Source organism: Bacillus sp. 22475 (genome assembly GCF_052044835.1).
GTDB classification, from domain to species: domain Bacteria; phylum Bacillota; class Bacilli; order Bacillales; family Bacillaceae_G; genus Bacillus_A; species Bacillus_A cereus.
Genome location: NZ_JBQENW010000014.1, coordinates 96,491 through 121,930, shown reverse-complemented (window position 1 = coordinate 121,930; position 25,440 = coordinate 96,491). Strand labels below are relative to the sequence as shown.

The following is a 25,440-nucleotide window of genomic DNA, read 5'->3' as shown; positions in this document are numbered from 1 at the left end:
AACTGATGTTTAAAAGAAATTAGGAAAAATTATAAAGTGAAACTTTAATTAGCCTACAGCAATTGAGCGTTTACCGGCATCCAGCTACTGAATTTAGAGGCGGGAATCTTACTGTTCACAATTAGCGCGATAAAATGAATACTAATTTCTTTTAACGTCACTAAAATATCACTTGCTAACATATTGTAATGAATGTATAGTATCATGTTGTACATTCATTATGACAAGAGAAAGGATCTTATTAAGGGTATGAAACTTGGTGCTCGCATTTTAAAAACGGGTATTGCCATCACGTTAGCTTTATTTGCTTGTATTTTACTTCAATTACCGAGTCCGGTATTTGCGGGAATTTCAGCTATCTTTGCTGTTCAACCGTCTGTATACCGTTCTTATTTAACCGCACTTGAACAAATTCAAGCAAATGTAATCGGTGCGATATTTGCTATCGCATTTGCTACTGCTTTTGGACATAATCCTTTTATTATTGGATTAACATGTATATTAGTAATTGCTCTTACACTGCAATTACGATTAGAAAACACAATATCAATTGCTTTAGTAACAGTTATCGCCATTATGGAGTATCAAGGCGAAGATTTCTTTAGTTTTGCCTTACTTCGCTTTGCGACGATTATGATTGGTATTATTGCGGCTTCACTTGTAAATTTAGTATTTATGCCGCCGAAATATGAAACAAAACTTTATCATCGTATCGTTGATAATACAGAAGAAATTGTAAAATGGATTCGAATGAATAGCAGGCAAGCTTCTGATTTTACAACGCTAAAAACTGATATTGATCGTATGAAAGAAAAAATGATCAAATTAAACCATTACTATCTGCTGTATAAAGAAGAAAGAAGCTACACGAAAAAAGTAAAGTTCGCAAAAATTCGTAAGCTCGTTTTATTCAGACAAATGTTAGCGACAACAAGCCGTGCTTTAAGTACGTTAAAATCATTACACCGTACTGAAAACGAACTGCGTTACATGCCAGAAGAGTTTCAGGAATCTATCCAAAACGAACTTGATTCATTAACGCATTATCACGAACAAGTTTTATTAAAATTCATTGGTAAAGCAAAAAAACAACAGTCTGTTGAGATGCTTGATGAAGTTGAAACAGGTAAACAAGAATTAATTGATATCTTTATGGATTATCAAAACAAGGACGATGAAGAAGCATATAAAACATGGCTACATCTCTTCCCTCTTATTTCTTCCATTATTAACTATAGTGAAGAAGTAGAGCATTTAGATTTACTTGTAGATAGCTTCTACACATACCATAAACCAGAAAAAGAACTCCAAATCGATGATAAAAAAGAAGACGAATAAAAAAACAGCTCCTTTTATACTAAAGGAGCTGTTTCTGTTATATGTTGAAGTTGATATAAATTGTAATAAAATCCTTTTTTTTGCATTAACTCTTCATGAGAACCAGTTTCTTTAATCTCACCGTCTTCAATGTAAATAATCGTATCAACATGCGTAATCGTCGCTAATCGATGTGCGATTATAATCGTCGTCCTGTCAGCAGCTAACGTCTGAAGCGCCTCTTGAATATACCTTTCATTTTCTAAATCCAATGCCGAAGTTGCTTCATCCAATATAAGTACCGACGGATTCTTTAGAAACACTCGTGCAATTGCCACACGTTGTCTTTGCCCGCCCGATAGCTTTACACCACGTTCTCCAACGACAGTATTATAACCATCTGGTAAGTCTATAATAAAATCATGAATTTGCGCGGCTTTGGCAGCTGCAATCACTTCTTGCTCTGTAGCTTTCGGATTTCCATATAATATATTAGCTCCAATTGTATCGCTAAACAATAAATTATCTTGCAGTACAATTCCAATATTACTACGTAAATTTCTCATATTATACTTTCTTACATCTATCCCATCTACATAAACCGCTCCCTCAGAAACATCATAGAAGCGTGGGATCAAACTAGCAAGAGATGACTTTCCTCCCCCACTCGCTCCTACAAGCGCTACTTTCTCTCCAGGCTGCATAGTTAATGACAAGTTGTGTAATATCTCTTTTTCATCTGCATTATAACGAAAAGAAACATTATCAAATACAATTTCTCCATTTAATTTTTTCGTTTGTACCGCATTTGGCACATTAACAATATCGTATTTTTCATCTAACAGTTCAAACACACGGTCCATCGATGCAAAAGATTGTGTTAATGTTGTAGATGAATTAACAAGGCGGCGAAGCGGACTATATAAACTATCCATATATCCAACAAAAGCTACCATCGTCCCTAGCGTTAACTGCCCTTGAATTACTTCATATGCTGCAAAACCAATCACAAGTAACGGACCTAAATCTGTTAACGTATTTACTGCCGAGAATGTTCTCGCCGTCCAACTTGTATGGGTTAATGCTTTCGTTAAAAATTCATTATTTCTTTTTTCAAACTGCTTCCCCTCATACTCTTCTAACGCAAAGCTACGTGTCACTTGCATTCCTTGAATACGTTCATGCAAATACCCTTGCATCGTCGCTAACGCTTGTGAACGCTCTTTCGTCAATTTCCGAAGACGTCCGAAAAAATATTTCACTGCAATTACATAAATAGGTAAAATCAATAACGCAACAAATGTTAATTTTATATTCATAGAAAACATAACAATGATGGCAATAGCAATTGTTGCAGTATCTAACCAGACGTTCATCAAACCAGTAATTACAAAATCCTTCGTTTGTTCTACATCATGGATGACACGCGAAATAATCTCTCCTGTTTTTGTATTGGAGTAATAACGTAAACTTAACTTTTGTAAGTGACCGAAAATATGCTTCCGCAAATCATACAGTATTGTATTTGCGATACGCTGTGCGAAATATTGACGATAATATTCAATCGGTGGTCTTAATACCGCAAAAATAAAAAAAGCAATTCCAATCGCTGTTATTAATTGAGATGTTTTATCTTGAAGTGAACCTCCGCCTTGAATTACATCATCGATAATATACTTTAATAACCACGGCATAATAAGTGGGATACCGAACTTAACTAGTCCAATAATAATTGTAATAGCGATAAGCCATCGATATGGTTTAACAAATTGTAAATATCTTTTTATGCCCTGCACATAATCCCCCCTCTAATAGGACAAACCTGCCGGGAAGCCCCCTGCAGGTTTGTTTTAATTTCTGTACATTAAATATCGTTCATACCACATATCTACGAAGTCTGGTGCGAACGGACCTTTTCTTTGATGAATCCACTGTGTTAAATGTGCTACATTTCGTTTTAAAATTGTATCGATAACAGGTGGATACTGCATAATTTGACTATGTTTTTCATACTCATCTTCATCTAGAAGCGTATATGTCATATCTGGATACACTTTAATATCTAAATCATAATCAATATACTTTAATGCTTCAGAATCATACGCAAAAGGGGAGCTTAAATTACAATAATAATATACGCCCTCTTCCCTAAGCATCCCAATCACATTAAACCAATAGTTGGCATGAAAATAACAAATTGCTGGTTCACGCGTAATCCATGTTCGGCCATCCGATTCTGTAACTACTGTACGATCATTCGCTCCGATCACAAGACTCTGTGTCCCTTTTAAAATTGTTGTTTCTTCCCACATTCTATGAATGGAGCCATTATGTTTATAACTATGTATTTGTACTTTTTCTCCTTCTTTGGGAAATCCCATATATGCTCCCTTCTTTCAACTGCAAATGCCCTTTGAACGGCATTCACTTTTCTTCTATTATAACTTTTTTGTCAAAATTTTAAAACTAAAGGGATAAGACTCTATTTTCCACACTGAATATGCAGGAGGTTTATCGTTGAATACAATAATACCCAATCTTCTCAGAAAACAAGGATTATACTGTATTATTTATAAACGAGGACATGTAATAGAAAAAGCCCCTCTCTATTTGAAGGACTTTTCACCTGAAGGCAATAATATATCTTATCCTAAATTTGAAATCATTTTTTCAGTTGCAAAAGATTGGATTACACTATTCGTTTGTTCTTCAAATTTCTCATGTAACATCTTCAACGCTACTTCTGTTCTATATATTTCCTGACGGATAAAATGCAGTTCTTTTTTATCGCACGTATCTTTTTCATTCATTTCAATTTGTTGATACTTCTCTAGATGTGCTTGTAACTTTAACAACTCATCCATCGTTTCTAATTGCTCCCCTACCAACTTATCAAAATCGTTCATTACTTACCCCCTTTTGGACTTATTCATCAGTTATTATTCCTAATTACATATTTCTAATCTTTAACTTCCTTCTCCTTTGACAACATTTGTTGACTTATTAGAAGTTATGTCGTTCACTTTCTTTTCATTACAATGACCCGCACACAAAGAAAACACTTCTCTCGAATTGGAGAAGTGTTTTTCTTTCATTACTGATTTGAGCTAGAAGATTGTGATTGTTTTGCAGCTGACTTAGCATTTTGTTTTTTCACAGAATGCACGTCTGTTTCAGTTGCAAATTCTGTACCATAACTAGCGTTTGCACTTTGTGCACCAGAAGCTTGTGCTTTCTTTGCTTCTGATTGTGCGTTTGCTTGTTTTACAGCTTGTACATCTGTTTCAGTTGAAAACTCTGTACCATAACTAGCATTTGTACTTTGAATGCTAGCACCAGAAGTTGCTTTGTTATAACCTTGTTGTTTTTTACTCATCTTTCTCACCTCCACAACCAATAATGTAACCAATTTATTTAGAAGCTATCCGTAATTTTCTTTTTTTAAATTTCCGCATATAACTTTTGTTACTCATTCAAACTATAGGAAATGGAGGTGGAAGTATGTATATAGGACGCGATATGACTGAACTAACGATGCTTTCAAAAAATGAATGGAAAGAAGATGAATTAGCTTATTTTCATCATTCATTACAACAGATTTTGCCCTATTTAAATGCGGAAGGGCAAAGTATTTATAAAGAAATTGTAATAGAGATCGAATCAAGGGGCGGCTTACAAGAAGGTGATGCCAGTTGGACTCATGGGACAAAAATTTCTTACGATTAAAAAAGTGTTCCCAATTTAGGGAACACTTTTTTGTTTATTGCATTGTAATTTTCTCAACACAACTCTCATAAATCGTACGATGCGATTTAGAGAAAGGTAACTGCTCAAATGCTTCTTTCGATACAAGTTTCAATGTATCTGTTTCAACAATATCACCGGTTACTTTTCCGTAAAATACAAATATATCCCAAGTACGATGAGTAAATGTATGTTGTACATTCATTGCGTACTCATCAATAGAAATCGAAAGCTCAAACTTTTCTTTCATATAATCTATAAGCTGTTCTTTCTGACTTCGAATCCCTTCGCCAAGTTCAATATTCGGAAACTCCCACATATTAGCTAATAATCCGCTACTTGGACGTTTATTAATAACGTAACGACCATCTTCAGTTTGAAGTACTCCTGAAACAATAGGTACCATTGTAGGAGCTTTCGCTTTACTTTTTACTGGTAGTTCTTTTTGAACACCTTCAGCATATCCTCTGCAATGCTCACGTACAGGACAAAGTAAGCAAGATGGATTTTTGGGAATGCAAATCAATGCACCTAACTCCATCAAACCTTGATTAAAATAAGATGGATTTTCTTTCGAAATAATTTCACGCACAATCTCTTCAAACACTTTTCTAGTCTTTGGTTTTGCAATGTCATCCCATACTGATAAAATGCGAGATAATACACGCATAACATTTCCGTCAACTGCTGGCTCTGGTATACCATATGCGATACTTAAAATAGCACCTTTTGTATATGGTCCTACTCCTTTTAACTTTTCAATTTTCTTTACATCACTCGGTACTATTCCGCCATATACTTCTTTTACCTCTTTTACAGCCGCGTGTAAATTTCGCGCTCTAGAATAATATCCTAAACCTTCCCATGCTTTTAATACTTCTTCATCATCTGCGTTTGCTAACGCTTCAAGTGTAGGAAACTTCCCCATAAAATTTGCGTAATATGGTTTTACAGCTTCTACTCTTGTTTGCTGTAACATAATTTCCGAAACCCAAACGCGGTATGGATCTTTATTTTTTCTCCATGGTAAGTCGCGCTGCTCCTCTTCAAACCAACCAATTAAATCATTTTGAAACTGCTCTATATTAAAATTTTTTAGTATTTCAAGTGTCAAATTTGATCCCCCTCATTTTTTTGCATATAAGTACTATTATAAAGATTTTAGGAAAAAATTTAAGTAAGATGGCATAGGAAATTGAAGGCAAAGGACTTGAGGTATCGAATAAAAAGAGTTACATTAATAAAAAACGGAGGTGGATTTCTATGGACACAGCCACTCACCTTGTTATGGGTATCACTTTAGGTAGCTTAGCAACATTAGACCCAGCCATAGCACAAAGTGATATTGGCCCACAAGCTGTTATGCTTGCTACAATTGCTGGTTCCAACATTCCTGACATTGACACAGTTTTAAAATTGCGTAATAACGCTAAATATATAAGAAATCATCGCGGAGTTACTCATTCCATTCCCGCGGTAATTCTTTGGTCATTCCTTATAAGTGGCATCTCTTTCGCCTTCTTTTCAAACGCTCCATATCTTCATCTACTACTTTGGTCATTTATTGCAGTCTTCCTTCACGTCTTTGTAGATATTTTCAACGCCTATGGTACACAAGCATTACGGCCTTTCACAAAAAAATGGGTCGCACTCGGCGTGATTAATACATTCGATACCGTAATTTTCTTTATCCATATACTTGCAATTGCTTGCATGCTCGTCGGTTCTCATAAAGGATACACTGCCTTAGCAGCATATATATTAATGATTGTTTACTATATCGGACGAATTATGATGCACAGAAATATAAGAAGCGTTGTACACAAACGTTTCAAAAATGTCGAAAAGATTATCATTTCTCCTTCTTACCGATTTTATCATTATCATTTAGCAGTCGTTACAGCTGATTATTACTACGTTGCGAGATGGCACCGTGGTAACATCATGATATATGACAAGTTCGATCGGGTACCGTTCCCAGACAATGATATTATGCGAGCAGCTAAACAAGATGAAAACATCTCGGCCTTCCTATCTTTCTCTCCTGTATATCGCTGGGATATTTTTGATCATGATCATTATTACGAAGTACGATTCATTGATTTACGGTATCGAAGTAAAGATTATTATCCATTTGTCGCGATTGTTCAGCTCGACCATAATTTAAATATTATTAGTTCCTATACGGGATGGATTTTTAGTGAAGAAAAACTTCGAAAAAAACTGGAATTACTTCCACATTAAAAAAAGCGACTCAAGTCGCTTTTTTTAATGTTTCAAATGATCTTCTTGATTAATTAAATGACTATACTTCGGATTGTTTGTACGCATTTCATGAAGGCGTACACCATGATTATTAATCCATGATCGTACCACTTGCTCAGTCATTTCCTCACCTTGATAACGCCCTGATTTTGCATAAGTTGTTTGAAAATCTTCCCAAAGTAATTCAACCCATGCACGAGCTTGTCCGTAAGAAAGCTTGTCATTCTTGTCTAATAATTCTTTCGTTAATGCTTCATAAATATCATTCATGTTCTAATCTCCTTTTACCTATTTATCCCTTCATTTCTAAAGGATAGTTTCTTCTGTTTTGCACATTCTATAAGTGATACTTCTTAAAGAGGTATCAACTGATGAGGAGGAGGGCGTTCGCAATGGGTAAACAAGCCGAATTTTGGTCTGAGTCAAAAAACAACAGCAAAATCGACGGTCAGCCGAAAGCGAAATCACGCTTCGCTTCGAAGCGACCTAACGGCACAATTAACACGCACCCACAAGAACGTATGCGTGCTGCAAATCAGCAGGAAGAGTAGTACAAATTAAATTAACTTCCTACACGAGGTGATAAAGATGAGCTACCGTGATCGCTTAGATAGTCGTTCTGAATTATTTAACCATACGTGGACTCGTCCAAAACATGCGAAAGCGCAAGTTAACGGACAGACGCAACAAACCCAGTCTCTCATTATATTGGCAAATGAATGTAAAAAACGCCAATTTTAGAATCTCCTATCTCCTTTAACGCCTACCAAAGATGAAAACCAGAGAGATATGTGCTCTCTGGTTTTTATTTTTCTTGCAATAAGGAAATTGGTATGCCAATCTCTTCATTATCATTTTGCTTATATCCCCAAGCAAATACCCCATTGAAATACGTAATTTTAAATAATACACCAGGTTCTTCTGCTAATTCATATATTTCACCAATACGGAACTTGTTTATATCCGTCATATAAGCACGAGCCATTGCCATTTTTCTCATTAATACATCAAATTCATTGACAATCCCAAGCTGCTCAGCTTTTACTGCTTGCTCCCTCAAAGCGCCAATTTCTTCCCTTAGCTCATGCGGTGTCATTTCACTGTAGCGTTTTGGCATATTCATCTTATTCTCCTCATTCCTCTTCGCGTTTCATTTGCAAAAATATCTCAATTTCATCAATAGAGAATCCTTTTCGATATAACGCTTGTTTCATCTTGTTTTCAAATGTCCATCCATCATGCTTCTTATATTTCTCATAATATTTATTTCCATGATAGTGTAACGCTTCTTGTTGCTTTTCGTCATCTCTTTCGTCTTTCAATTCTTCCAAACAAATTTGAATTACTTCTCTAGAATATCCTTTTCGAACAAGCATCTCATCTAACTTTAGCTTCATTTGTAAAAAAGAATGCTTTTGATAAGATTTTTTCTTCTTTTCTATGAGAAACAAGGCATTCTCAATTTGCTTTTCCTTCGGATATTCTTGTAAACTGTGCATAATAAGTAAATCTTGAACACCTTTATTTAACAACTCTCTTTTAATAACAGTTGGACCTTTTCGATTCACATTACTTTGCGTTCGCGTATATAAAACAGCGTACTCTTTATCATTAATATATCGGTCATGTAATAATTTCGAAACGACTTCAGAGATGATGGCCTGTCCCACTTCTTTTTTTCGTAAAAAATCTTCTATTTCTTGTTTTGTTCTCATTTGATAGGATAAATAGGAGATTGCTTGTAAATATGCTTTTTGTACCTCTTCATTGTACAAAATATTTCCTAACTCTATTTCATCAATTTCTAAGCCTTTTTGTAATCCATGTTTCATTAAGATTACTTGATCCACACTAAACCCGTATTCTTCACCTTGGCCTTTATCAATATAAATATTAAATCGTTCTTTCGATCGTTTTTGTACTTCTATTTTTGTAATGACAGCCATACTCTCACCTCTCTATTATTTTAACATAGTCGAGGAACATTTTTTCTTTTCAAGAATATATATAATGAGGAGGAAATACTTGTGAAAATCGCAATTTCTGGTGGTACAGGCTTTATCGGTAAATATCTTTCTACTTTTTTTGTTCAAAAAGGATATACTGTTTACATCCTCACACGAAAAAAAACTACTGAAACTTCCGACCCTAACCTTCAGTATGTTCAATGGACACCAGATTTACAAACCTTCCCCCTCTCTTCTATTGATGTAGTTATTAATCTAGCCGGAGAGTCTATTAATAGTAGATGGACAAAGAAACAAAAGAAAGCCATTTTAAACAGTAGAATTCAAACAACAAAAGGACTCATTAAACAATTGCAGGCACTCCATAAAAAACCACATACATTTATTAATGCAAGTGCTATTGGATACTACGGAACATCTGAAATAGAGTCTTTTACTGAGCAACAAGAAACTCCCGGAAATGACTTTTTAGCAGAAACAGTATTTTTATGGGAACAAGAAGCAGCTAAAGCATGTTCTCTCGGAATAAGAACAATTTACACAAGATTTGGCGTTGTATTAGGTGCAGATGGCGGAGCCTTGCCAAAAATGTTACTTCCCTATCAATTCTATATCGGCGGCACCATTGGTTCTGGGAAACAATGGTTATCATGGATTCATATAGACGATGTCGTTCGTATGATGGATTTCATCATACACAAAAAAGAAATTGATGGTCCTCTTAATATGACAGCACCAACACCTATAAGAATGAAGGAATTTGGAAAGACCATCGCTGCTGCAACGAGAAAACCACATTGGCTGCCTGTCCCTTCATTTATGCTTCACGCCTTATTAGGTGAGATGAGCATACTTGTACTAGAAGGGCAACATGTATTACCTAGTAAAGCAATTAAACATGGATACCAATACACATTTCCGGCAATAGACCATGCATTACAAAATATACTTTCGCATACAATGTAGTACTTCTAAAACACAATTTTACATGGGCCCTTTTAAAACTTTCATTTTCTAGGATCCGAAGCATTACCATACAAATAACCTTTCAGTTACTTTCCCTTAACTTCCATTAGCATTATAAAGTAACAGAAATGAGGTACCTATGAAAATATTGCTCAAACAAGCCATTGTATACCCTATTACATCTCCAAAGTTTCAAGGTGATGTACTCGTTACAGGAGAGCGAATTACCGAGGTCAAACCTTTTATTCAACCTACTCAAGATATGACCGTTATAGATGCACGAGCACTCCATCTCTTACCTGGCTTTATTGATGTCCATACTCACCTTGGTCTCTATGATGAAGGTACTGGTTGGGCTGGAAATGATGCCAATGAAACATCTGAAGTTTCAACACCACATATTCGTTCTTTAGATGGAATCCATCCTCTCGATATCGCCTTTCAAGACGCTGTACAAAATGGAATTACAACCGTTCACGTTATGCCTGGCAGTCAAAATATTATCGGGGGTACTACTTGTGTAATAAAAACAGCTGGAACTTGTATTGATCATATGATTATTCAAGAACCTGCTGGTTTAAAGATTGCCTTTGGAGAAAACCCTAAAAAAGTCCATAGTAATGGAACAAAAGAATCCATAACACGTATGGGGATTATGGGGTTACTTCGGGAATCATTCTATGAAGCACAACACTACGGGCACGAAGCTGATTTTCGAATGCTTCCTATTTTAAAAGCATTACGTCGTGAAATACCCGTACGTATCCACGCCCATCGAGCAGATGATATTAGTTCTGCGCTACGCTTTGCAACGGAATTCAACCTCGATCTACGTATTGAACATTGTACAGAAGGACACTTTCTTGTTGAAGAGCTTTCGAAACACAATTTGAAGGTTTCAGTTGGTCCCACTCTGACACGCCGTTCTAAAATCGAACTAAAAAACAAGACATGGGATACTTACCATATATTATCCAAAAATGGTGTGGAAGTTTCTATAACAACAGACCATCCTTATACACCCATTCAGTATTTAAATATTTGTGCTGCTGTCGCAGTAAGAGAAGGGTTAGACGAGAAAACAGCACTAGAAGGAATCACCATATTCCCAGCCCGAAATTTGCGTTTAGAGGATAGAATTGGAAGCATCGAGGTTGGAAAAGACGCCGATCTCGTGTTATGGACTCATCATCCTTTCCATTATTTAGCCAAGCCTGTACTAACTATGATTGATGGAAAAATAATTTACAAAAAAAATAAAAAAAACTAGTTTATTTTTTTGACTAGATAAAGTATTATACGATTATAAACTGAATGAAACCATAATCAATTTGTGTCGTGATTATCATTTTCAAATTGATGAATGGGGAAGGCAAATGGTGCGCCACCAGCGTTAGAAACTGGTTCTAGTGGGTTCGATTCCCACCCCGAAATTTTTTAAAGATTGATATAAAAATTTCGAGGGTGGGGTGTTTTTTCGTCATGCTACCCTCGTGTGAGGAGGAGTTAGTATGTTGAAAAAACGCGACTTACACGACAGCCACGTTCTATACGAGTTAATGGTGGATCCAGCTGTCTTCCCTTTTGTGCGTCAAAAGGCTTATTCTTATGAAGAATATTTATTCTTAACGAAACAAACGATTGAAGCTGAAGAGCGTGGTGAATTAATTTCACGCACAATTTTAGATGAATGGGGTAACCCTATCGGAACAATTACTTTATTTGATGTGCAAGAAAAAGCTGGATTTCTCGGGACATGGCTTGGCAAACCATATCATGGAAAAGGCTATAATAAATTGGCAAAAGATTCATTTTTTAGTGAACTTTTCTATGAATTAGATATTGAAACAATTTTCATGCGTATTCGTAAAATAAATATTCGTTCTATTAAAGCTGCAGAAAAACTGCAATATGTGAATCTAGCAAATGAAACAAGAAAAGCCGTATATGATGAAATTAACGCAAACGAAGAAGTATATAACTTATATGAAATTCCAAAAGATCAATACACACTTGCTACAATGCGAGATACACCCTTCCAAGATGCTCATCAATTAAAAGAAGCATAATCTAAATTTTCTGAAATGATAATCAATCATTAACATTTTCCATATGCGTATATCCCCTCATGTCTTTGGAAACGATAAATAGTAACTTTAAGACACGAGGTGATTTGTAATGGATAAAAAGAAACGTGATAAAGCAAAAAACACATTATCTAGTACACAAGAAGTTCTCTATCAACGCGAATTTCAAAAAGCAGATCGTGCAGCAGGATATCGCTCGAAAAGCATTTAAAGTGAAAATGAATAATTAGAAGTTTCCCCCCTAATTATTCATTTTCATTACATAATTTTCTCGACTGATAGAAGTAAGCAAAAAGGACCCTTATACATAAGGGTCCTTTTGCTGTGGACAACTTTATCCACAAAATCAATGGAATTGTTAGTAATTTTCAAAAACACTTAATATTTTTCTATATTAAAGCATATATCAGCTGTTTTAATTGTGGATATTTTTCTAAAAATTGTGGACAATGTGGATATAGTTGTTAATATTCCGACTTTACTGTTTAATGAAAACGCAATCCTTTTGTGGATAAGTAGCTGAATTTTCTTTGAAAATAATAAAGAACCCTCTTTACATATACAAAGAGGGTTTCATATTAAGTAAAAGATTGTGCAAGAGCAGGTGATTTAATAGGTATATGACGCGGTTCTGCATGATTTTCTGCCAAAATTGCATCTACAATATGGCCAGCTGGCTCTGGAAGATAGATGCTTTTCATTGCTTCTTTCATTTGAAGAAGCTTCACATCATCTTGTAATAATGCCTCTGTTTTTGCAAAAACCTCACTATCATCGCGAATGACAACTGCTGCTCCTTTTTTTTCAAAGTATATCGCATTTTCATTTTCTTGTCCTGGAACAGGCTTATATAAAATGACAGGTACTTGCAACGCTGCTGCTTCACTTAATGTTATTCCGCCTGGTTTCGTAATCATACACGAAGTAACTCGGAATAATTCATCAATATTTTCAACATACCCAAACACTTTTAATGCATCGGAATTTTGCTTCTGTAAGCTTAATAAATCATGTTTTAAAGCTTCATTTTTTCCACAAACGACAACTACTTGTAAATTAGGCACTGACATAAATGATTGGCATAGTTCTTTTACATTTCCTAATACCCCATGAGCACCTGCTACAATTAGTAAAATCTTTTTATTCTTACATAACTGATATTTATTATATATGATGTCTGAATTTACCTTTAACTCAAAACTACTCCGAATTGGAATTCCTGTTTCAACAATTTGTTCCGCAGGTACACCGATATCAACCATCAATTCTTTCACGTGATCCGTTGCAACAAAATAACGATCTACTTCTCGATGAATCCATATTTTGTGCACGCAAAAATCCGTTAATACGTTATAGACAGGAATTGAAATCCCCGTTTGTTTTTTCAATTCTGGTACAGCAATAATTGGAAATGTATTAATTACAATATCTGGTTTCTCCACCTGTAACAGTGTTTTCAAACGTTTTCTTCCAAAGTTCGCATACCAAGATGCTATTTTCTTATCATAAATTTTTTCTACCCCGTAATAAAACAAACGATATAATTCTTTTCCTATTGTATAACTTTTTAAATATAGATATTTTGTAATGTCAGTTATAAATGGATGTGATTCTCCAAACAAGTCGCATACAATAACATCTTCAATTCCTTTTTGGCGAAATGTTTGTTCTAATGTTTTTGCTACTTGCACATGACCATTACCGTAATGTGCAGTTAATATTAAAACCTTGGGGTTTTTTATCAAACAAATCCACTCCTAGCTTTTTGTTTCTCCATATTGCATATACGACAATAGGAAAAACATTTTCCTTAAAAATTACATAAACAGATTCTAATAATTCCCTTTTCAGCTATGTACCTGTCGTGGATATGCAAAGCATATAAGATTGACCCCTTAATCCTATCTGTGCTCATATCTTTACATTATACTTTCCTATAAGAGCTTTCGCAATAACTTACAAATGTTCTCTATTCCATGATACTCACTCTTTTACTTCTTAATTCTTTTTACTATTTTGATTTCCCTTTACAATTATGTAAATTTATCCACTTATTCCGTACAAAATTATGGATATTCTACTTTCAGTATACTCTTTTATCAATATATACTCTAGATTTTATTGTAAAGAAAGCAAAAAGCCTAATCCAATATTTGGATTAGACCGCTTGTAAAATATGTTTAGCATGTTCTACATTTTTCTCAGTAGGTGGTTCTACATTTGCGAGTGGGTACTTGTGTCCAAGCGCCTCCCATTTATATACACCAAGCTTATGATATGGTAACACTTCAACTTTTTGAACATTAGACAGACTTTGAATAAAGCTAGATAGTTTTTGTAGATCCTCTTCATTATCCGTAACACCGGGAACTAATACGTGTCGTACCCAAATCGGTTTATTCTTATCCGATAAATAACGAGCAAATTGTAAAATATGTTCATTTGGTTTCCCTGTTAATTTACGATGCTTTTTGGAATCAATATGTTTCAAATCCAATAAAACTAAATCTGTATAATCCATTAAAATATCTAGCTTATTTTGGAATTCTGGTTCCTCCGAATAACAACCACCAGAAGAGTCGATTGTTGTATGGATACCAGCCTCTTTACACTTTTTAAACAACTCAATTAAAAAGTCTAGCTGTAATAATGGTTCTCCACCACTAACTGTTATACCGCCTCCGGAGGCTTCAATAAATGGAAGGTAACATGTCACATCCTGCATCACTTCTTCAACTGTTATTTCTTTACCTTTACCGATTTCCCACGTATCCGCATTATGACAATATTGACAACGTAATAAACACCCTTGTGTAAATATGACATAACGAATCCCTGGGCCATCAACAGTACCACAAGACTCTACAGAATGTATTCTTCCTTTTACCATGTTACTTCCTCCTTTATTGAAACAGCCTCCCTTCGCTATGTATTAAAAGCGAAGGGATACTTTTTTCATTTACATGCTTTCATGCATTGTACGGTTAATTACATCAATTTGTTGTTCACGAGTTAATTTAATAAAGTTTACAGCGTAACCAGATACGCGAATTGTTAATTGTGGATATTTCTCAGGATGTTCCATTGCATCCATTAATGTTTCACGATTAAATACGTTAATATTTAAGTGATGGCCTTCTTTTATTGCATAGCCATCAAGCATAGATACTAAGTTACGTACTTGTACATCATCTTCTTTACCAAGTGCTTTTGGAATAATAGAGAATGTATTAGAAATACCATCTTGTGCATCTTCATATGGTAATTTAGCTACAGATAATAATGAAGCTAATGCACCTTTTGTATCACGTCCATGCATTGGATTTGCACCTGGTGCAAATGGTTCTCCAGTACGGCGTCCATCTGGAGTGTTACCAGTTTTCTTACCGTATACAACGTTAGATGTAATAGTTAAAATTGACATTGTATGAACGGAATTACGATATGTTTTATGTTTACGAAGTTTATTCATAAATGTTTTCACGAGATTTACAGCGATCTCATCTACACGATCATCATTGTTACCGTATTTAGGGAAGTCCCCTTCAATTTCGAAGTCGACTGCAATACCATTTTCATCACGGATTGGTTTTACTTGTGCGTATTTAATTGCACTTAATGAGTCTGCTACTACAGATAGACCCGCGATACCTGTTGCCATTGTACGAAGAACATTTGTATCATGAAGTGCCATTTCAATACGTTCATAGCTATATTTATCATGCATGTAATGGATAACATTTAATGTGTTTAAATATAGACCCGCTAACCATTCCATTGTCATATCAAACTTATGCATAACTTCTTCGTAATTTAGTACTTCAGAAGTAATTGGTGCGTACTCAGGACCAACTTGTGCTTTTGATTTTTCATCTTTACCACCGTTAATCGCATATAATAATGCTTTCGCTAAGTTTGCACGAGCTCCGAAGAACTGCATTTGCTTACCGATTCTCATTGCAGATACACAACAAGCAATTCCGTAATCATCGCCGTAATCAGCACGCATAATGTCATCATTTTCATATTGAATTGCTGATGTTTTGATGGACATTTTCGCACAGTAGTTTTTAAAGTTCTCTGGTAATTGTTTAGACCAAAGAACTGTTAAATTCGGTTCTGGAGCTGGTCCTAAATTATCTAATGTATGCAAGAAACGGAATGAGTTCTTTGTTACTAATGGACGACCATCTAATGCCATACCACCGATAGATTCAGTTACCCAAGTTGGGTCACCAGAGAATAGTTCATTATAATCAGGTGTTCTTGCGAATTTCACAAGACGTAATTTCATAATGAAGTGATCTACAATTTCTTGTACTTCTTCTTCTGTTAAAGTACCATTTGCTAAATCTCTTTCAATGTAAATATCTAAGAATGTAGAAGTACGTCCAAGACTCATTGCAGCTCCGTTTTGCTCTTTAATCGCTGCAAGATATGCGAAGTATAACCACTGGAATGCTTCTTGTGCATTTGTTGCTGGTTTAGAAATATCGAAACCATGAGAAGCAGCCATTTGTTTTAGTTCTTGAAGTGCACGCATTTGCTCAGATAACTCTTCGCGTAAACGCATTGTATCTTCGCTCATTACACCACCAGTTAAATTCAAATCAGCTTTTTTCGCTTCAATTAAATGATCAATACCATATAATGCTACTCGGCGATAGTCACCGATAATGCGTCCACGACCGTATGCATCTGGAAGACCAGTAATAACACCTGATTTACGTGCATTTCTCATTTCTGGTGTATAAGCATCAAATACACCTTGGTTATGAGTCTTTCTCCAATCTCTAAAAATACGACTAAGTTCTTTGTCCATTTCGTATCCATAAGATTCACAAGCTTGTTCTGCCATACGAATACCACCATATGGTTGTAAAGAACGTTTAAATGGTTTATCAGTCTGGAAACCGACTACTTTTTCAATATCTTTATTTAAGTACCCTGGGTCATGTGATGTAATAGAAGAAACAATTTTTGTATCCATATCAAGAACGCCACCGTTTTCACGTTCTTTTGTTGTTAAATCCATTACTTGATCCCAAAGTTGTTTCGTTGCTTCAGTTGCTTCTGCTAAGAAAGATTCGTCTCCTTCGAAAACGTTTACATTATTTAAAATGAAATCGCGAACATCAATCTCTGCTTTCCATTTTTCACCTTTAAAGTTTTCCCATGCGTTTTTAACATTTTCTAATACTTGAGTCATCCTAATCTCCTCCATTTTTGATTAGTACAGGACTAAGATTTTTTATATAACAGCTTACACACTTAGAATACTACTTTTTTACGAAAGTGAACGAAATAGTTGTGACATGTTTGTGAAATATTGAGCAAACTACTATATATATAGTGTTAACTTCATTTAAAAGTCTTTAAAATTAACCCTTTCCTTAATTGTATTTTTTTGGTATCCTTATATACGAGTCCTATTTTGTAATATAAGAACAATACCCATTGTAGAGCTGTAATACTCTTATCTCCTAATCTGTTATAGTTTTTATAACAGAACAAAAAAGTGTACACATGTTGTACACTTTTTTTGTTACTTCTATAAAACATCTCTTTTTCTATTGCCATCATAGAATCCGCCACGATTGTCTGTTAATGCAATTATTTGCTCTAGTCCTTCTATATGATCACCTATAATCCGAAGTACAGCTGGAGGATGACCTATTTTTGCAAAATGTTCACTGGGACGAATACGGTTCATCTTATCAACCTCAACACGACATACACATGCAATTTCAAATCCAGAAAGAAGAGCCTTCACCTGTGCTACACAAGGTGACAATAAAGATTTATATCCAATTGCTTGCAAACACTTGTGGCTAAATGCATTAGGCACCGCAATAAGTGAGCCTACCCCTAAATCCTTTCTATCACAAGCTAAATTTAGTGCATACTTAAATGCAGTTACAAGATGAAGTGGTACTCTTAAATCTAAATAATGATTTAAATCATTTAATGCGACGTCCTTTCCATCTGCTATAGCTTTTGCAAAAGGATATAGCTCACTAGCTGGTATAACAAAATCACCATCTATAAATAACACAATTTCTCCTTTTGCAAAATAAGTTCCAAGTGAACGCCCTACATCGTTTCCAAGGGCTTCTTTATATACAATGGTTGTTGCGCCTTTGTCTTTTGCAATCGTTGCTGTTTTATCTGACGAACCATTTACGACAACGATGATTTCAAAAGGTTCAATTTTACGAAGCTCTTCTATAACGTTTCCAATTGTTTTCTCTTCATTTTGTACAGGAATAACAACTGATAGTTGCTTTCCTTTATACAAATTGGATGTCACGCCCCATCCTTGATAAAAATCTTCAAAACTTAAAGTATGATAGACGCTATTCCTTTTCCTATTTCCATCATAATATCCCCCGCGTATATCACTGCTTACTATTCGTTCTGCAACTGCTTCTATATGATCACCTATCATTCGTCTTTCAGAGTGAGAAAGACTCGTGCCATATGCAGCATGTTCAATCGGTCGAAATTTATTCGGCGTAATAACATCAATAGCACAATGACGGCTAATTCTCCATTTACTTTGTGCTATACGTAAATGAGCTACAATAGGATTAACTAAACATTCATATCCAATACTTTGGACGACTTCTTTCGTCAACGCATGAGGTACAGATAATAAAGAATCTATTTTTAATTCTTCACGCTCTAACATTGCATTTAATATTTGACGCCACACTGTAACGGAATGGGGTTTTTGTTTCTTTAAAAACAATGCGTCCAAATTATTTAAAACGATGTCAGTCTGATCATGAAAAATTGGATTAAGAAACAATTGTAATTTGGAAGTTGGAATAGCAAAGTCCCCATCTATAAATAGTAATACATCACCTATCGCATGTTTTGCGCCGACTGCACGCCCAACATCATTTCCTAATAGTTCTTTATGCCTGATTATTTTACACCCTAGCCGATCAGCAACCTCTTCTGTACCATCATTACAACCATTTGCTATTACAATAATCTCTACTGGATTTAACGGTTTTACCGATTGAATAACGTCTGAAATCGTATCTACTTCATTACTTACAGGAATAATAACTGATAGCGACTTAGCCATTGTTTTCTTCACGAAACCATTTAATAGTTTCTTTCAATCCTTGTTCCCACGTTACTGTCGCTTGAAATTGAACAAGTTCTCTTAACTTCGTTACGTTCGGCCTTCTATTCGGAATTTCTTCAAAGCCATGTGGATATACTTCCTCAAAAGGAACTTGTACAATTTTCGAAGAAGATTTCGTTAGTTTTTTAATTGTTTCTGCTACTTCTTTTATACTCTGTTCGTTCTCAGAACCTATATTAATAATCTCACCATTTACCTTCTCATCCATTGCCCGAATTGTTGCTTCTACCGCATCACTCACATACGTAAAGCAACGTGTCTGCTTTCCATCTCCATATACGAGAATGTCTTCTCCTTGCAAAGCTGCACGGATAAATCGCGGGATTACCCCTGCATATGGACCATCTTTCGCTCTTGGACCATAAATATTAAAATAACGAACAATCGTTACAGGTAACCCTTCTAATGCGTATCCTAAACATAATGTTTCTTCTAACGTTTTACAAACTGCATAACTCCAACGAATTTTAGAAGTTGCCCCATACAATCGATCTCCTTCTTCAGAGAAAGGCGGTTTGCCTTTACCATACACTTCTGAAGTAGATGCAAAAACTACTTTCTTCTTTCCTTTTAATGCTGCTTGTAAAATATTTCTCGTTCCGTCAAAATTCGTTTCAATGAGCTCTATACTTTTTTCCATTGTCGTTTTAACACCTAAAATTGCTGCTAAATGAAACACTACATCATGTTGGTTTACTAATTCATAAATAGAATTTTTATCTAAAACACTTATTGGAATAACCCGAATCTCTCTCATTAGCTCATTATGATACTTATTTTTCCCTTTATAGAAGTTATCCACAATTGTGACTTCATAACCCCCTCTCACCAACTCTTCAGCTAAATGAGATCCAATAAATCCGGCCCCACCTGTAATTAAACATTTCTTACTCATACAATCACCTTCTTTATAATTCCCCGTGTATCTATTACTCGGTTCATTCCTTTAAAAAGCTTCCAATCGATATTAGAGTGGTCAGTTAAAATTAAAATACAACCTGCCTCTTTAACTGTTTGTTCATCCAAAGCAACAGATTGATACACCTTATCTCCAATTTCCGCGGAAGAAATATATGAATCATGGTATTTTATCTCGTATCCTTCTTTTATTAATAATTGAATAATTGGCAAAGCCGGTGATTCTCTCAAATCATTTACATCTTTCTTATATGCGATTCCTACAATTAAAACTAGTCCGGGTGATTGCACCATGCCCTTTACTTTCCGTACTATTTTCTCTGGCATTTCTTCATTAATTACATGTGCCGCCTCAATTAATTGACTAATTGCCCCATTCTTTTTTATTCTCCATTGAAAATATAAGGGGTCTACGGGAATACAGTGCCCCCCTATCCCTGGTCCTGGCCAATACGGAGTAAATCCAAAAGGTTTTGTAGATGCCGCTTCAATGGCCTCATAAAAATCAATCCCTAAACTTTCACATAATGTGTTTAACTCATTTACTAAAGAGATGTTAACTAAGCGCTGAATATTTTCAAATAGCTTACACATCTCTGCTACTTTCGGCGAACTAACAGGTACAACTACGTCAAAAATGGTACTATATAAATCCTGTACTTTTTGTTTACACTTTTCTGTTTGTCCACTAATAACTTTTGGAATAGATTGAACTGAATATTGGCTATTTGCTGGATCAATTCTCTCAGGGGAATATCCGATATAGAAATCTTCTCCTACCTTTTGGCCAGCTTGAGAAATAATAGGAATAACAACTTCCTCAAGTGTGCCTGGATATGTGGAACTTTCAAAAATGAAGGTTTGTCCTTTTTGGAGATTTTGTTGTATATAATGCGAAGCTGAAATGAGGGCACTTAAATCTGGTTCTCTTCGTTCATTAATTGGAGTTGGAACAGTAACAATAACATAATCACTACTTTGGAAATCAGTAATACCTTTATCTGGTGTATTTACTATTAATTTATTTTTAGTCAATAAACTTTGCAACACTTTAGAAGAAACATCTGGAATATAACTTTCTCCTTTTATAATCGATTCTATTTTTCTAGTATCTTTATCTAATCCAAGTACGGTATGTCCTCTTTCTGCAAAATGGACTGCTAAAGGAAGACCAACATACCCTAATCCAATAATAGCTACTTTACTACTAGCATTCATCTGTATTCTTTTCTTCCTTTCTCAATTGTTGAATAGTGTCTCTATCGCGATCTCCATCTGTAAAACTCCCACGTTCGTCTGTATATTGTAATAGATAAGCAATCGCCTCAAGTTGATCACCGAAAATACGGTCAAATGCCGGAATACGTCCATTTACAAATCCATGTTGCTCCGGGCGTACCCGATTGGTTTTTATAACATCTACAAATTCTACTGCTGTAATAGAAAAAACCTCCAAAATAGCTTTCATTTGAGCTAATGGCGGAATAACAAGCGAGTCATATCCTATTTTCTCTATTACCCTTTTATGCATAGCATGTGGTACTGCCGTTAATGAGTTATTCCATAAATCCGGTCTTTTCGCTACTAAATTCACAAAATATTTCCCCATACTAATTGGATCTGCAGGATGAAACATATCTAATAAGCATTGTAAATCATTTAAAACCACGTCACTTCCATCTTCAACAGCTTGCAAAAATGGAGTGAGTTTTTTTGCTGGAATAACAAAATCACCATCAACGAATAAACAAATATCTGCCGTAGCATGCATGGCACCTATCGCTCGTGCTACATTATGTCCAAGCGCCTCCCCGAATTCAACAACAATAACATTCTCTAGCTTTGCCTGTTTAACAGTCTCAAAATCCGCTCCATTCGCGACAACAATAATTTCATCTACCCCTGCTTTTTTCACTTCTTGTATAACAGATCTTATCGTCATTTTTTCTTCTGACACTGGTATAATCGCACTATATTTCGCTTTTTCCTTCTTTAATACAACTGGTTTATAGTTCCCTATAAACTCCCTATCCCTGTTTCCCTCCGAAAAACCGCCGCGTTTACCATATGTTTCGATTACATATTGCAAAGCACGTAAATGATCACCCATAATACGGCTAGTCGCTTTCGGATAAGGAGAACCAGGTGATGTTCCTGTATGCACAGAACGAACCTTATTTGTGTGAATTACATCGACCGAAGCCGTATCAACAATATCTACTCCTCTAGACATCGCTATCGCTTGAAATAGTGCTGGATCTGCTAAATTCCACCACCCAAGTTTCTCGATAACTTCCCTGCTCATCGCATGTGGAATTGCAATTAAAGATCCAACAACAAGCTCCTTTTTATTCAAATAACGATTCAACATGAACTTTCCAACTGTCGTATAATGTGGTCTCATCTTTAAATAAACCGACCATGTTAAATTATTCACAACAATTTGATGCCCTTGTCGAATTCCTTTCACGAAACGTTGTAACTCTTTACTATCAATAACAATATCACCATCTAAAAACAAAACAATTTCACCTTTTGCTTCTCTAGCTCCAATAGCCCGTCCAACATCATTGCCAAGAGAATGTTTATAATAAATCACGTGACAATGATGTTGTAACGCTATGTCTTTCGTTCCATCTGTCGAGCCATTATCTACTACAATAATTTCGTAAGGCTTGAGCTTCTCCACTTCTACTAAAACTTGTGATAAAGTACTCGCTTCATTGTGCGCTGGAATAACAACTGATACTCTCATACTTGTATCACGCTTACCCTTCCAAGCGAACATAAGCAATAATAGGAGTACGCACAATTACATCTTCCGGTGGTCCATAAGAAGGAGAAGTACGAACACTTACCGCCCCATCTGTCACAGATAAAAGAATGCCTGTAACAATTTCTACAGCTGTCACAACTTGCACTAATTCACCAACATGGTTACGTAATTCATCAGTAAATAACATATATAGCTCTCCTTTCTTACACTTCTTTAATTGATATAATACTTGTAAATGGTAATAAAACTTCAGTTCCTATACCTTCTTGCAATGTTAAGAAATCATCACCGACTGCTACAATAACGCCTGTTAATTGTCCAACTGTCACCGTAATTTCAACGTTTTTACCTAAATACTGCTTTGCAATTTCTTTAAAAGGTGATGTATTGCATTCTTTTAAAATGTTGCAAATAATAGATTGAAATTGGCTTGATTTTATAAATTCTTCCGTAGCTTGCTTAGAGTTTCTTTGAATAAACCTTGCAAAGTTTTGCGAAAATAAAAGTCGTTCCACAGCAGGCAATAATTTACCATCTAAAAAATAGCTTAATTGTCTATTAAACAATCTTGATAATTTATGCCAATATTTTCTGAACAGACACATACACTTCTCCTCCTATTATTTTTAGATTATAAAATTTTACATCCATACATCTTAATGTATACAAAATAGATATTTTTGTGATAGGTAAGGCATACATTTTCTAAAAGAAATATTTGTTTCAGGGCAAAAAAAAACTATCCAAAAGGATAGTTTTTTACACTTCAATATTTCGCAACATCGTATAAATGTCATTATTCACTTTACCAAATGATTTAATGTTATTTTGAATGTTAGATAATAAAACAACATACACACTACCATTTTTACTAAATCCATTTAAACAATTCCAACCTGGCATTACACCGTGATTCGAATAGCTTCCTGGGTCTACGTACCAGCCAAATCCGTAATCCTTTTTCACGGCTGTAAACATTTGATCGTAACTCGCTTTTGAAATTAACTTTCCAGAGTATAACGCTTCGTTAAATAAATATAAATCATGTGCACTCGTATATATATCACCACAACCATATAGTTGTGACATGCTCGGAATATTAGGTGTTGTCATATTATTATTTACTATTTTATAACCCGTTGATGGGAATCTTGTTTGTTCTAACGCTGTGCCAAAACCAGAATGTTTCATACCAGCAGTAGCAAAAATATGTTGTTTAATATATTCTTCAAGCGACTGTCCACTTACCTTTTCGGCAATGTATGCAAGTATAGAGTAGTTCGAATCGGAATACTTCCACTTCTCTCCTGGACCACCAATACGCTTTTGATTTCCTATTCGCTTTATCAGTTCTTCATGAGAAATATCTTCTTTTCCTTGCTCATATTCGGGAATCCCTGATGTATGTGTTAATAGATGTTTTAGCTGAATACTATTACCTTGTGGAAAATCTGGAATATACTTCGCAACAGTATCTTCTACTTGTAATTTATTTTGATCTTTCAATTGCATAATAGCAGTTGCTACAAACGCCTTTGAAATAGAGCCAATATAAAAAGTCGTCTCTGAATTATTCGGTACTTGCTGCTCTTTATTTGCCATACCGTACCCTTTATTCAGAAGAACTTTTCCGTTCTTCACAATAACAGCTGTCCCGCTAAATCCTGCGTTTTGTAAATACTGGTCCAATTGAGCGTTTTCATTAATTTCTTGAGGTGGTCCTTCAGCAGGCTGCTCCGCAGCTTGCGCTTGCTTCACTTGTTCTTCCTGCTCTTTTTGTTTTTGCTTCTGTACTTCTTGTTTCTTTTTTTCTTCTTTCTTTTTTAGCTCTTCTTGTTTCTTTATTTCTGCTGCCGCTTTTAAAGTTTCTTCTTTCTTATTATGCGCAACAATTTTTGTATACATGAAATATACAAGTGATAATAGTAAGACGAGAATGATTGTCCTTTTTATGTATACAATCGGCTGATGTGCTTTCCCATTCGCATTATTTTTTTCCTGATCCATAATTGCTTTTTTCCCCTTACTCACCAATAATTTACTTCCTCTACTAAAGTTTCATTTTAGTAGATTATGGATAATCCATTCTATATCATCCCTACTTTATCACGCACTGCACATATTACCAACCTATATATACAAAAAAGAAAAAGAAAATTTACAAAAGTAAGATTCCCGTTAAATTTTCAACATAAAAAAAGAGGATATCCTCTAAAAAACTGATGTTATCAATTTTTTTGG

General features: G+C 35.1%; 29 protein-coding genes. 9 read left to right on the top strand and 20 right to left on the bottom strand.

Features of this window, described 5'->3' with window-relative positions:
• Positions 1–53 precede the first annotated feature (53 nt).
• Positions 54–206: a hypothetical protein gene (locus tag ACTJJY_RS20815; RefSeq protein WP_153601216.1), complete on the bottom strand. Its 153-nt coding sequence runs from the start codon at positions 204–206 to the stop codon at positions 54–56.
• Positions 207–249: 43 nt separating this feature from the next.
• On the opposite strand from ACTJJY_RS20815, the gene ACTJJY_RS20810 reads away from it, so the two are divergent.
• Positions 250–1,338 carry an aromatic acid exporter family protein gene (locus tag ACTJJY_RS20810; RefSeq protein ID WP_071714810.1) on the top strand — a complete coding sequence of 363 codons (1,089 nt, stop codon included), beginning with the start codon at positions 250–252 and terminating at the stop codon, positions 1,336–1,338.
• A gap of 14 nt (positions 1,339–1,352) precedes the next feature.
• On the opposite strand, the gene ACTJJY_RS20805 is transcribed toward ACTJJY_RS20810, so the two are convergent.
• The 4 genes from ACTJJY_RS20805 to ACTJJY_RS20790 all read right to left on the bottom strand — a co-directional run bounded on the left by ACTJJY_RS20805 (position 1,353) and on the right by ACTJJY_RS20790 (position 4,693).
• Entirely contained in the window at positions 1,353–3,113 is a 1,761-nt protein-coding gene (locus ACTJJY_RS20805) for an ABC transporter ATP-binding protein (RefSeq protein WP_440606422.1), read from the bottom strand.
• 54 nt (positions 3,114–3,167) lie between these two features.
• Entirely contained in the window at positions 3,168–3,698 is a 531-nt protein-coding gene (ntdP, locus tag ACTJJY_RS20800) for a nucleoside tri-diphosphate phosphatase (RefSeq protein WP_000506627.1), read from the bottom strand.
• Between the two features lie 264 nt (positions 3,699–3,962).
• On the bottom strand, positions 3,963–4,223 hold the full coding sequence (locus ACTJJY_RS20795) for a YgaB family protein (RefSeq protein ID WP_000997575.1): 261 nt from the start codon (positions 4,221–4,223) through the stop codon (positions 3,963–3,965).
• A 188-nt stretch (positions 4,224–4,411) separates the two neighbouring features.
• Positions 4,412–4,693, bottom strand: coding sequence for a gamma-type small acid-soluble spore protein (locus tag ACTJJY_RS20790; RefSeq protein WP_000039046.1), 282 nt, complete (start codon positions 4,691–4,693; stop codon positions 4,412–4,414).
• Between the two features lie 125 nt (positions 4,694–4,818).
• On the opposite strand from ACTJJY_RS20790, the gene ACTJJY_RS20785 reads away from it, so the two are divergent.
• Positions 4,819–5,043 carry a hypothetical protein gene (locus ACTJJY_RS20785; protein ID WP_000275439.1) on the top strand — a complete coding sequence of 75 codons (225 nt, stop codon included), beginning with the start codon at positions 4,819–4,821 and terminating at the stop codon, positions 5,041–5,043.
• A gap of 34 nt (positions 5,044–5,077) precedes the next feature.
• Here ACTJJY_RS20785 and mutY read toward each other — a convergent pair whose 3' ends face one another.
• Complete coding sequence (gene mutY / locus ACTJJY_RS20780) at positions 5,078–6,175, bottom strand: A/G-specific adenine glycosylase (RefSeq protein ID WP_440606421.1); 1,098 nt, start codon at positions 6,173–6,175, stop codon at positions 5,078–5,080.
• Between the two features lie 149 nt (positions 6,176–6,324).
• On the opposite strand from mutY, the gene ACTJJY_RS20775 reads away from it, so the two are divergent.
• Positions 6,325–7,305, top strand: coding sequence for a metal-dependent hydrolase (locus ACTJJY_RS20775; RefSeq protein ID WP_223618157.1), 981 nt, complete (start codon positions 6,325–6,327; stop codon positions 7,303–7,305).
• 24 nt (positions 7,306–7,329) lie between these two features.
• Here the strand turns inward: ACTJJY_RS20775 and ACTJJY_RS20770 are convergent, their stop codons facing one another.
• Positions 7,330–7,596, bottom strand: a complete 267-nt coding sequence (locus tag ACTJJY_RS20770) for a YfhJ family protein (RefSeq protein WP_000998159.1) — start codon at positions 7,594–7,596, stop codon at positions 7,330–7,332.
• Between the two features lie 122 nt (positions 7,597–7,718).
• On the opposite strand from ACTJJY_RS20770, the gene ACTJJY_RS20765 reads away from it, so the two are divergent.
• On the top strand, positions 7,719–7,877 hold the full coding sequence (locus ACTJJY_RS20765) for a small, acid-soluble spore protein K (protein ID WP_000517891.1): 159 nt from the start codon (positions 7,719–7,721) through the stop codon (positions 7,875–7,877).
• Positions 7,878–7,914: 37 nt separating this feature from the next.
• Positions 7,915–8,067 carry a YpzG family protein gene (locus ACTJJY_RS20760; RefSeq protein ID WP_000122093.1) on the top strand — a complete coding sequence of 51 codons (153 nt, stop codon included), beginning with the start codon at positions 7,915–7,917 and terminating at the stop codon, positions 8,065–8,067.
• Positions 8,068–8,131: 64 nt separating this feature from the next.
• On the opposite strand, the gene ACTJJY_RS20755 is transcribed toward ACTJJY_RS20760, so the two are convergent.
• Positions 8,132–8,449 carry a YfhH family protein gene (locus ACTJJY_RS20755; RefSeq protein WP_440606420.1) on the bottom strand — a complete coding sequence of 106 codons (318 nt, stop codon included), beginning with the start codon at positions 8,447–8,449 and terminating at the stop codon, positions 8,132–8,134.
• Positions 8,450–8,459: 10 nt separating this feature from the next.
• Positions 8,460–9,272 (bottom strand): recombination regulator RecX, encoded by an 813-nt coding sequence (gene recX, locus ACTJJY_RS20750; RefSeq protein ID WP_000268513.1) that lies wholly within the window; start codon positions 9,270–9,272, stop codon positions 8,460–8,462.
• Between the two features lie 81 nt (positions 9,273–9,353).
• Between recX and ACTJJY_RS20745 the strand changes: the two genes are divergently transcribed.
• From ACTJJY_RS20745 to ACTJJY_RS20730, 4 genes are all read left to right on the top strand, one after another.
• Positions 9,354–10,259, top strand: coding sequence for a TIGR01777 family oxidoreductase (locus ACTJJY_RS20745; protein ID WP_161520375.1), 906 nt, complete (start codon positions 9,354–9,356; stop codon positions 10,257–10,259).
• 139 nt (positions 10,260–10,398) lie between these two features.
• On the top strand, positions 10,399–11,529 hold the full coding sequence (locus ACTJJY_RS20740) for an amidohydrolase (protein WP_000698297.1): 1,131 nt from the start codon (positions 10,399–10,401) through the stop codon (positions 11,527–11,529).
• A gap of 241 nt (positions 11,530–11,770) precedes the next feature.
• Positions 11,771–12,328 carry a GNAT family N-acetyltransferase gene (locus ACTJJY_RS20735; protein ID WP_325764342.1) on the top strand — a complete coding sequence of 186 codons (558 nt, stop codon included), beginning with the start codon at positions 11,771–11,773 and terminating at the stop codon, positions 12,326–12,328.
• A gap of 109 nt (positions 12,329–12,437) precedes the next feature.
• Positions 12,438–12,557 (top strand): YfhE family protein, encoded by a 120-nt coding sequence (locus ACTJJY_RS20730; protein WP_000358482.1) that lies wholly within the window; start codon positions 12,438–12,440, stop codon positions 12,555–12,557.
• 367 nt (positions 12,558–12,924) lie between these two features.
• Here ACTJJY_RS20730 and ACTJJY_RS20725 read toward each other — a convergent pair whose 3' ends face one another.
• The 11 genes from ACTJJY_RS20725 to ACTJJY_RS20675 form a co-directional block, all read right to left on the bottom strand.
• Positions 12,925–14,091, bottom strand: coding sequence for a diglucosyl diacylglycerol synthase (locus ACTJJY_RS20725; protein WP_098587879.1), 1,167 nt, complete (start codon positions 14,089–14,091; stop codon positions 12,925–12,927).
• A 413-nt stretch (positions 14,092–14,504) separates the two neighbouring features.
• Positions 14,505–15,236, bottom strand: a complete 732-nt coding sequence (gene pflA / locus ACTJJY_RS20720) for a pyruvate formate-lyase-activating protein (RefSeq protein WP_000238466.1) — start codon at positions 15,234–15,236, stop codon at positions 14,505–14,507.
• A 69-nt stretch (positions 15,237–15,305) separates the two neighbouring features.
• The gene (pflB, locus tag ACTJJY_RS20715) at positions 15,306–17,555 is read right to left on the bottom strand and encodes a formate C-acetyltransferase (RefSeq protein ID WP_161520377.1); all 2,250 of its coding nucleotides are present in this window, start codon (positions 17,553–17,555) and stop codon (positions 15,306–15,308) included.
• A 152-nt stretch (positions 17,556–17,707) separates the two neighbouring features.
• Positions 17,708–17,929, bottom strand: coding sequence for a hypothetical protein (locus ACTJJY_RS20710; protein WP_002094217.1), 222 nt, complete (start codon positions 17,927–17,929; stop codon positions 17,708–17,710).
• Positions 17,898–19,442: a glycosyltransferase family 2 protein gene (locus ACTJJY_RS20705; RefSeq protein ID WP_440606430.1), complete on the bottom strand. Its 1,545-nt coding sequence runs from the start codon at positions 19,440–19,442 to the stop codon at positions 17,898–17,900. Before ACTJJY_RS20705 ends, ACTJJY_RS20710 begins: the two co-directional genes overlap by 32 nt.
• A complete protein-coding gene (locus tag ACTJJY_RS20700) occupies positions 19,435–20,400 on the bottom strand; it encodes an NAD-dependent epimerase/dehydratase family protein (RefSeq protein ID WP_440606419.1) in 966 nt (321 codons plus the stop codon). The genes ACTJJY_RS20705 and ACTJJY_RS20700 overlap by 8 nt, the downstream gene beginning before the upstream one ends.
• On the bottom strand, positions 20,397–21,641 hold the full coding sequence (locus ACTJJY_RS20695) for a nucleotide sugar dehydrogenase (RefSeq protein ID WP_440606418.1): 1,245 nt from the start codon (positions 21,639–21,641) through the stop codon (positions 20,397–20,399). Before ACTJJY_RS20695 ends, ACTJJY_RS20700 begins: the two co-directional genes overlap by 4 nt.
• Positions 21,631–23,178, bottom strand: coding sequence for a glycosyltransferase family 2 protein (locus ACTJJY_RS20690; RefSeq protein ID WP_440606429.1), 1,548 nt, complete (start codon positions 23,176–23,178; stop codon positions 21,631–21,633). Before ACTJJY_RS20690 ends, ACTJJY_RS20695 begins: the two co-directional genes overlap by 11 nt.
• A 13-nt stretch (positions 23,179–23,191) precedes the next feature.
• Complete coding sequence (locus tag ACTJJY_RS20685; RefSeq protein ID WP_000899476.1) at positions 23,192–23,386, bottom strand: hypothetical protein; 195 nt, start codon at positions 23,384–23,386, stop codon at positions 23,192–23,194.
• A 16-nt stretch (positions 23,387–23,402) separates the two neighbouring features.
• Positions 23,403–23,804, bottom strand: a complete 402-nt coding sequence (locus ACTJJY_RS20680) for a DUF2642 domain-containing protein (protein WP_440606417.1) — start codon at positions 23,802–23,804, stop codon at positions 23,403–23,405.
• Between the two features lie 154 nt (positions 23,805–23,958).
• Positions 23,959–25,206 (bottom strand): serine hydrolase domain-containing protein, encoded by a 1,248-nt coding sequence (locus ACTJJY_RS20675; RefSeq protein WP_440606416.1) that lies wholly within the window; start codon positions 25,204–25,206, stop codon positions 23,959–23,961.
• Positions 25,207–25,440: the final 234 nt, after the last annotated feature.

Excerpts from the sequence above, each read along its gene's own strand:
- ACTJJY_RS20815 (WP_153601216.1), bottom strand. The coding sequence starts at position 206 with ATGATACTATACATTCATTACAATATGTTAGCAAGTGATATTTTAGTG.
- ACTJJY_RS20810 (WP_071714810.1), top strand. The coding sequence starts at position 250 with ATGAAACTTGGTGCTCGCATTTTAAAAACGGGTATTGCCATCACGTTA.
- ntdP (WP_000506627.1), bottom strand. The coding sequence starts at position 3,698 with ATGGGATTTCCCAAAGAAGGAGAAAAAGTACAAATACATAGTTATAAA.
- ACTJJY_RS20795 (WP_000997575.1), bottom strand. The coding sequence starts at position 4,223 with ATGAACGATTTTGATAAGTTGGTAGGGGAGCAATTAGAAACGATGGAT.
- ACTJJY_RS20790 (WP_000039046.1), bottom strand. The coding sequence starts at position 4,693 with ATGAGTAAAAAACAACAAGGTTATAACAAAGCAACTTCTGGTGCTAGC.
- ACTJJY_RS20785 (WP_000275439.1), top strand. The coding sequence starts at position 4,819 with ATGTATATAGGACGCGATATGACTGAACTAACGATGCTTTCAAAAAAT.
- ACTJJY_RS20775 (WP_223618157.1), top strand. The coding sequence starts at position 6,325 with ATGGACACAGCCACTCACCTTGTTATGGGTATCACTTTAGGTAGCTTA.
- ACTJJY_RS20770 (WP_000998159.1), bottom strand. The coding sequence starts at position 7,596 with ATGAATGATATTTATGAAGCATTAACGAAAGAATTATTAGACAAGAAT.
- ACTJJY_RS20765 (WP_000517891.1), top strand. The coding sequence starts at position 7,719 with ATGGGTAAACAAGCCGAATTTTGGTCTGAGTCAAAAAACAACAGCAAA.
- ACTJJY_RS20760 (WP_000122093.1), top strand. The coding sequence starts at position 7,915 with ATGAGCTACCGTGATCGCTTAGATAGTCGTTCTGAATTATTTAACCAT.
- ACTJJY_RS20755 (WP_440606420.1), bottom strand. The coding sequence starts at position 8,449 with ATGAATATGCCAAAACGCTACAGTGAAATGACACCGCATGAGCTAAGG.
- recX (WP_000268513.1), bottom strand. The coding sequence starts at position 9,272 with ATGGCTGTCATTACAAAAATAGAAGTACAAAAACGATCGAAAGAACGA.
- ACTJJY_RS20740 (WP_000698297.1), top strand. The coding sequence starts at position 10,399 with ATGAAAATATTGCTCAAACAAGCCATTGTATACCCTATTACATCTCCA.
- ACTJJY_RS20735 (WP_325764342.1), top strand. The coding sequence starts at position 11,771 with ATGTTGAAAAAACGCGACTTACACGACAGCCACGTTCTATACGAGTTA.
- ACTJJY_RS20730 (WP_000358482.1), top strand. The coding sequence starts at position 12,438 with ATGGATAAAAAGAAACGTGATAAAGCAAAAAACACATTATCTAGTACA.
- pflA (WP_000238466.1), bottom strand. The coding sequence starts at position 15,236 with ATGGTAAAAGGAAGAATACATTCTGTAGAGTCTTGTGGTACTGTTGAT.
- pflB (WP_161520377.1), bottom strand. The coding sequence starts at position 17,555 with ATGACTCAAGTATTAGAAAATGTTAAAAACGCATGGGAAAACTTTAAA.
- ACTJJY_RS20710 (WP_002094217.1), bottom strand. The coding sequence starts at position 17,929 with ATGATGGCAATAGAAAAAGAGATGTTTTATAGAAGTAACAAAAAAAGT.
- ACTJJY_RS20705 (WP_440606430.1), bottom strand. The coding sequence starts at position 19,442 with ATGGCTAAGTCGCTATCAGTTATTATTCCTGTAAGTAATGAAGTAGAT.
- ACTJJY_RS20700 (WP_440606419.1), bottom strand. The coding sequence starts at position 20,400 with ATGAGTAAGAAATGTTTAATTACAGGTGGGGCCGGATTTATTGGATCT.
- ACTJJY_RS20695 (WP_440606418.1), bottom strand. The coding sequence starts at position 21,641 with ATGAATGCTAGTAGTAAAGTAGCTATTATTGGATTAGGGTATGTTGGT.
- ACTJJY_RS20690 (WP_440606429.1), bottom strand. The coding sequence starts at position 23,178 with ATGAGAGTATCAGTTGTTATTCCAGCGCACAATGAAGCGAGTACTTTA.
- ACTJJY_RS20685 (WP_000899476.1), bottom strand. The coding sequence starts at position 23,386 with ATGTTATTTACTGATGAATTACGTAACCATGTTGGTGAATTAGTGCAA.
- ACTJJY_RS20680 (WP_440606417.1), bottom strand. The coding sequence starts at position 23,804 with ATGTGTCTGTTCAGAAAATATTGGCATAAATTATCAAGATTGTTTAAT.
- ACTJJY_RS20675 (WP_440606416.1), bottom strand. The coding sequence starts at position 25,206 with ATGGATCAGGAAAAAAATAATGCGAATGGGAAAGCACATCAGCCGATT.